The following is a 6,614-nucleotide window of genomic DNA, read 5'->3' as shown; positions in this document are numbered from 1 at the left end:
TCACACCTTCAATGTAGTTGTGGATTTCCTGCTGGCCACTATAGCGGTGGCTCCAGTCCGGATTGCCCTCGAAGGAGAAGGAATACATGTGAGACTGCACGTCACAGGCGGCGCCTGGGTAGCTGTTGTGGTACCAGGTACCGCCCATGCCATTGCCTTTCTCCAGCAGCAGGAAGTCATCGATTCCGGCTTCGCGCAGCTTGATCGCCATGCACATACCACCAAAACCGCCGCCCACGATGGCAACTTTGACGCGACGGGTTTTCACATTGATCTTGGCCTGACTTGTCATAGGTATTCTCCTGGGATACTCACGGGCTCCTCGATGGCAACACTCTAACCTTGCCAAGGCTTAGTGAATACATGTTAACCTGACTGAAAAATTGATAATTCCGGCCATGTCTGAACGCTCGATCCTCGCCCTCATCTACACCATCGACCTGCTCGAAGACGAGAAGGGCATCGACTGTGCGCCGGTGCTGGCACGCCATGGGCTGGATCGCAACAAGCTGGACCCGAGCAGCGAGATTGGCCGCGACCGGGAACTGCTGATCTTCACTGAACTGCTGCCACAGGTAGACGATCCGCTGCTTGGCTTCGAAATGGGCAGCCGTTTCGGCTTTGCCGGTTACGGCCAGCTGGCCATGCTGCTGATGACCAGTGAAACCGCTTTCCAGGGGTTCCAGTTCGGGGTGAAGTACCAGGCACTGACCTACCTGTACGGGGAAATCGCGCTGGCCCCCGGTGAAACCACCACAGCCCTAGAACTGCACCCGATCCCCCTGCCTCCAGAGGTGAGCCGCACCCTGATCGACCGCGACATGGTAGGCACCTTCAAGCTGGTCAACGATATCCAGACCCAGCTCAATCTGGACCTCAAGCCGGTGGAAGTGTGGATGCCCTATCCGCGTCCCGATCATGCCGGCGTATTCGAAGCCTATTTCGGCTGCCCGGTGCGCTACGACCAGCCCTATTGCAAGGCGGTGATCCGTAACGAGGACATGGCGGTACGCATGCCCGGCTACAACAAGATGGCCCAGGACATGTATCGGGAACAGTGCGAGGCCATGCTGGCCCGCCGGGAAGCCCCCACCGAGCATCTGGCAAACCGGGTTAGCGCCTACCTGAGCCTGTTCGTGCGTACTTTCCCCACCGCCGAACAGGTAGCCCAGGCCTTCGGCATCCCGGAACGCACCTTCCGCCGCCAGCTCAGCAAGGAGGCCCGCCCCTTTCAGGGCATCATGGATCAGGTCAGGGAAGACAAGGCCAGACGCTACCTGAGCGACTCCAGCCGCAGCGTGGCGCAGATCGCCGAATTGCTCGGCTACAGTGAATCAGCGGCCTTCGTCAGGGCCTTTGAGCGGTGGACGGGAAAGACACCGGCCCGTCACCGCAAAGAAGCCGGGGCCGAGCAGTAGGAGCGCCGCTTGAGGCGCGCCTACAGCAGCTTCGTTGCAGAGTCAGTCCTGACGAATTCTTTCCACGATTTTGGTCGTCGAAATATCGTCGATAAAATCGAGCACCTTCACCTCGCCCCCATAGCGCTTCACAAACTCGTGGCCGACCACTTCTTCCACGCTGTAGTCACCACCCTTGACCAGCACATCCGGCTTGATGGCTTCCAATAAAGGCTCCGGGGTGTCTGTATCAAAGGACACCACCCAATCCACCGCTTCCAGGGCGGCAAGCACCGCCATTCGTCGCTCCAACGGATTGATGGGGCGACCCGGTCCTTTCAGGCGGCGAATGGAATCATCGCCGTTCACCGCCAAGACCAGGCGATCACCTTGACGGCGGGCGGAATCCAGATAGCCCACATGGCCGGCATGAATAATGTCGAAACAGCCATTGGTGAAAACAATTTTTTCACCCTGGGCGCGGGCGTCCTCGATGGCAATCAGCAGTTGCTCCTCTGTCATCACACCACGACCCAAGCCCCCTTCCTGATGCACTGCACGACGCAGTTCCGGCGCAGACACCACAGCAGTACCCAGCTTGCCGACCACGATACCAGCAGCGATGTTGGCCAGCGCCACCGCATCTTCCATGGCGGCACCCGCCGCCAACGCCACTGCCAGCACGGAAATCACCGTATCCCCGGCGCCGGTCACATCAAACACTTCCCGGGCCCGGGCCGGCAGGTGCAGCTCTGGCAAGCCATCACGCAGCAGGGTCATGCCCTTCTCGCTGCGGGTGACCAGCATGGCCTGCAGGTCCAGATCACGGATCAGCTGCTGCCCCTTTTCAATCAGGTCCTGCTCATCCTTTACTGCCCCCACCACCGCCTCAAACTCACTCAGGTTCGGCGTCAGCAGAGTCGCCCCGCGATAGGGCTCAAAGTCGGTACCCTTGGGGTCCACCAGTACCGGCACGCCCGCTTCGCGGGCCAGGGCGATTAGACCGGGACAGTCACGCAGGGCGCCTTTGGCATAATCCGACAACACCAGCGCACCGCAATGGGCTAACTGCTGCTTAACCTGCTCGGCAAAAGGCGCCGGATCCTGGCTGTGGAACGCCTCTTCAAAATCCAGCCGTAGCAGTTGTTGCTGACGACTAATCACCCGCAATTTGGTAATAGTGGGCAACCCGTCCACTTTCTGAAAATGGCAACCCACTTCCGCCGCCGCCAGCCGCTCTTCCAGAATCGAGGCCGCTTCATCGCGGCCCGTCACCCCAACCAGCTCTGCACGGGCGCCCAGGGCGGCCATGTTCAATGCCACGTTGGCGGCACCACCGGGGCGATCTTCCAGCTCGGTAACGCGCACCACCGGCACCGGCGCTTCCGGCGAAATACGGCCGGTGGGGCCGTGCCAGTAACGATCAAGCATGACATCGCCAGCCACCAGAACGCGGGCCTGGGCAAAAGAAGGAATTTGCGGGTTTTGCATCAATGTCTCCAAAAGACAACAGAGCCGAATTGCCCGCAATTGTAGCATAGCGGTGGAGGCAAAAAGGTTCTGACAGTACACTCCCGGCACGCCACTGCCTGCTGACCGGGCACAACCATTACGCATCGCCACGCTGTCAGGGTATCATTCAGCAACCCTTGGCCAATTTAGGAGCAACAGGACACGCTATGCCGCCACTGCCCCCCAACATCATGCAAGGTCGCTGGTTACGCTGGTGGCTGACATTGTCATTTGCGGTGATGTTCAGCGGTGTTTTTCTGTTCAACTCCCGCATCGGCCTGCTCAACGTACTCGATGTGTTGTTCTTTCTGCCCGGCCTGACCCTGCTTACCCGCGCGGTGGTCAGTGGTGACCACCGGCTAATGACCTCGCCCTTTCTGGTTCCGCTCTACCTGTTACTCGCCTGGGCCCTGCTCAGCCTGGCCTGGGCGGAGGAACCCAACTCCTCGCGGACGGTGCGCGGCGTGGTGCAGATCGTAGTCATGGTGGGCCTGTTCCGCTGGCTACATCTCTATTTCCGTAACACCTTCAAGCAAGCCATGGCCAACGGTGCGCTATGCGCCATGGTGGTGGCCACGGTGGTGATGGTCAGCTATTACACCACCCAACCATTCAGCAGCCCCCTCTTCAGTGAACCTGCCAACCTGATTTTCCGCATGCCCTCCCTGGATCCCTCCCTGGCCCTGATGGCCATGGTGGCACCGACCTTCATCCTGCTGGCACAGGGCATGGAAGAAGGCGCATCGGGCAAAGGCGGTCGCCGCCTGGTTGGCGCGGGGGTCGGGTTCGGCTTTTTATGCCTGACGTCTTTGCCTCTGGGATTGATGTGCATTCTGTTTGCTATCGCCTGGCTGACCAGCCGCAGCTCCCGCCGCTGGCTAAGCCTGATCCCGCTGGCCGCCGCCTTCTACCTGATGCTACAGGGCAGCCATAGCGTGACGGTGAGCAACTATTTTGCCCACCCACTGATCGGTAACGGACTGAACCACGAAACGCTGAATGGCGTACTGGGGCACAACGACAGCCATTTGCTGACGCTTGCCCATCCGCGCAATATCTTTCTGCTGCTGATCCACGGTCTTGGGCTGATCGGCCTGGTGCTGTTTATTGCCAGCTGGGTGAGCCCGTTTACCGGACTCCTGCAACGCCAGATCAACTGGCATGAGAATGCGGCCTACACCATTGCCGTGGTGCCCGGCCTGTGCATGACTTACGCGGCCGGTGCTTATTTGCTGGTGCCGTTCCAGGCCAGCTGGCTCAGCCTGTGGCTACCGCTGGCGCTCTTGCTGGCCCGCCTTAGCGAGCGCCCCGCCATCCGCCCAAACAGCCGCTGAGAGCCTCATGGGAAAACGCACCAACCGGCCCTCACGGCTCTCAGACCCTCGCCTGTACCCAAGCTGGCTGGGCGCAGGCCTGTTCTGGCTGATCGGGCAACTACCCTGGAATCTGCTGCTCGCAATAGGGCGTGGCCTTGGCCGCCTTGCCTGGCACCTAGCCAAAAAACGCCGACATGTTGTGCAAACCAACATCCGGCTCTGTTTCCCTGAATTGGACCCGGCGGAGCAAGAAACATTGGCCCGCCGTTGCATGACCAGCACCGGTGAAGCCATTCTGGAAATGGCAGGCAGCTTCAGCAACCACCGTATCAACCTGGACAAACGGCTGACCATTAAAGGCATGGAGCATATCGAGCGGGCTCACGCCGATGGCAAGGGAGTCCTGCTGCTCGGCATGCATTTTAATTCCATTGATGTAGGGTCTCGCCTGCTTGGCTATGTGTTGGACTTCCACGCCGTCTATCGCCCCAACGACAACCCGGTCATAGATCGTCTGATCGATAAAGGTCGCTGTAATTACGTGAAAAGCACCGTAGACAGGCAAGAGATTCGCCAGATGATAAAACTGCTGCGCCACGGCGACATTCTCTGGTACGCCCCCGACCAGGACTACGGCACCGCCCACGCAGTCTATGTGCCATTCTTCGGCATCCCCGCCGCCACCATTACCGCCACCAGCCGCATCGCCCGCATGGGCAAGGCAGCAGTCATCCCCTGCGCGCACTATCGCTTACCCGGCGGACGCTACGAAATCGAATTCGGGCCAGCACTGGAAAACTTTCCCTGCGGCGACGATGAACAGGATACCGCTCGCATCAATAGCGCCATCGAAGGATACGTGCGCAAGTACCCGGAACAGTACCTATGGGTGCACAAGCGGTTCAAGCATCAGCAAAGCGGACAATCTCCGTACAAGTAACGATCAATCCGTCTTTTGTCTGGCCAATACCACCACCACATCATCGCCGTCACTATCGAAGATTTTTTCCAGAGAGAAACGGGAATGGAAAGAGGCTAACAGCTGTTCCTGCTCAGCGCGGTCTACGCGCCATGCCAGCAAGCTTCCCGGCGCTACCGTTGCCGGAAACGACGGCTCAGTGTCATAGCTGAAATATCCTTGATCAGCATAAAAACTCACCTGCCCATCATTGATGTAAACCACACGATCAGAACGCGCGGCCAACCAGTGCCCCGCGTCCCTCAGAGCGGCCTTTTCATGCCCCGTACTGCTGATGGACGTCGCCAACGCAGACAAGGCCAAAACCACCACACTCGTCCGCCTGAAAACGGCACTTCCGCCAAGGTAAGCCTGTGAAAACCGAACCCAAAGGAACGGTAAAAACATCAGAGCAGCAAACACCACGTAACGGGAGGACAAGAACAAACTGGTCACCAGAAAGATTACCAACACTGCCAACCACAAATAGAACAACACCAAATAGGTAGTGCGATCCCCACTCTTCCAATCAACGGGTCTTAGAAAAATGGCCAGCACCAGAGCCCCCACCAGCATCACTAATTTGCTGGGAATAATCGTCATCAGCCCCCAGAACAAAATCTGACCACCATACTCATCAGAAAACTTGTTCAGAACAGCTCCAGCAAGCAAATCGCCGTAGTGCTGAAACTCCTGATAGCGGTCAACGATATTCAGCGCATTCAGATAATGAAGAACCCTGCCCACCGCTCCACTGTCACTAAAAATCAGAAAAAGCAGAAGTCCGAGCACACCGATTGCGGGCATAACATAGAACCCGGCCAGCTTTTTACAGTTTCTTTCCGGCATCAGTAACCCGGCCAACGCCAGCCCAACAGCCACAGCTCCAACCTCGAGACGACAAAGCACCCCAAGGGCAATGGCAGAAAAACAGGACAACAGCCACCACACCGAGGCCTTATCTTCATAACGAAACCAGGCATAAACCGCCAACAGCGAAAAACACCAGGCTGGCCAGTCTCTCAACACCGATGCCCGATATTCATTCAAGGCAGGCAATGCAATAACGAAAAGCAAAAGCAGCCACCCTGGCGCCTGCGCCAGCCGGGACAACAGCAAAACCATCAGCGCAGTAGTTCCAGCAGCAAAGAGAGAAGTCACTATCATCGCAGACGTTAGCGCCGACCACGGACTTACCTTTATGACACCCGCCAGAAACCAGGAAAAGAACGGCCAGTTAAAGGTATCGGTTACGCTTCCTTGCATTTCCCCAGCCGCTATTTGTGTCGCCAGGTCGATGTAGAGCATCCCATCCCGGTTCAGAACCGGGTCTGTCATAAATGCCAGCAAGGAAACGGCCAGACTCCCTATCACTGCCAGCATGGCAAGGGACTTCGGGTTTTCCACTGACCATAAGCGTGTTTTTATCAT

The 6,614-nt window shown here is 58.0% G+C and carries 6 protein-coding genes; 3 read left to right on the top strand and 3 right to left on the bottom strand.

Annotated elements, in window-relative coordinates; genetic code table 11:
* The coding region (locus A3730_RS09295) for an NAD(P)-binding protein (RefSeq protein ID WP_156501109.1) at nt 1-292 on the bottom strand (292 nt) is incomplete at its 3' end.
* Between the two features lie 106 nt (nt 293-398).
* Here A3730_RS09295 and A3730_RS09290 point away from each other — a divergent pair.
* Entirely contained in the window at nt 399-1,418 is a 1,020-nt protein-coding gene (locus A3730_RS09290) for an AraC family transcriptional regulator (RefSeq protein ID WP_063518755.1), read from the top strand.
* A 42-nt stretch (nt 1,419-1,460) separates the two neighbouring features.
* Here the strand turns inward: A3730_RS09290 and hldE are convergent, their stop codons facing one another.
* Nucleotides 1,461-2,888, bottom strand: coding sequence for a bifunctional D-glycero-beta-D-manno-heptose-7-phosphate kinase/D-glycero-beta-D-manno-heptose 1-phosphate adenylyltransferase HldE (hldE, locus tag A3730_RS09285; RefSeq protein ID WP_063518754.1), 1,428 nt, complete (start codon nt 2,886-2,888; stop codon nt 1,461-1,463).
* Between the two features lie 188 nt (nt 2,889-3,076).
* On the opposite strand from hldE, the gene A3730_RS09280 reads away from it, so the two are divergent.
* Both A3730_RS09280 and lpxL read left to right on the top strand, forming a co-directional pair.
* Nucleotides 3,077-4,243 (top strand): hypothetical protein, encoded by a 1,167-nt coding sequence (locus A3730_RS09280; protein ID WP_063518753.1) that lies wholly within the window; start codon nt 3,077-3,079, stop codon nt 4,241-4,243.
* A 7-nt stretch (nt 4,244-4,250) separates the two neighbouring features.
* Nucleotides 4,251-5,165: an LpxL/LpxP family Kdo(2)-lipid IV(A) lauroyl/palmitoleoyl acyltransferase gene (gene lpxL / locus A3730_RS09275; protein ID WP_063518752.1), complete on the top strand. Its 915-nt coding sequence runs from the start codon at nt 4,251-4,253 to the stop codon at nt 5,163-5,165.
* A gap of 3 nt (nt 5,166-5,168) precedes the next feature.
* Here the strand turns inward: lpxL and A3730_RS09270 are convergent, their stop codons facing one another.
* Nucleotides 5,169-6,614, bottom strand: coding sequence for a glycosyltransferase family 39 protein (locus A3730_RS09270; RefSeq protein WP_063537971.1), 1,446 nt, complete (start codon nt 6,612-6,614; stop codon nt 5,169-5,171).

It is taken from the genome of Alcanivorax sp. HI0044 (assembly GCF_001634945.1).
The sequence above is the reverse complement of the archived record's forward strand: the minus strand, read 5'-3'. Positions and strand labels throughout refer to the sequence as shown.

Bases quoted from the DNA above. Each gene is read 5' to 3' on its own strand.
- A3730_RS09280 (WP_063518753.1), top strand. From the start codon at position 3,077: ATGCCGCCACTGCCCCCCAACATCATGCAAGGTCGCTGGTTACGCTGG.
- A3730_RS09270 (WP_063537971.1), bottom strand. From the start codon at position 6,614: ATGATAAAAACACGCTTATGGTCAGTGGAAAACCCGAAGTCCCTTGCC.
- lpxL (WP_063518752.1), top strand. From the start codon at position 4,251: ATGGGAAAACGCACCAACCGGCCCTCACGGCTCTCAGACCCTCGCCTG.
- A3730_RS09290 (WP_063518755.1), top strand. From the start codon at position 399: ATGTCTGAACGCTCGATCCTCGCCCTCATCTACACCATCGACCTGCTC.
- hldE (WP_063518754.1), bottom strand. From the start codon at position 2,888: ATGCAAAACCCGCAAATTCCTTCTTTTGCCCAGGCCCGCGTTCTGGTG.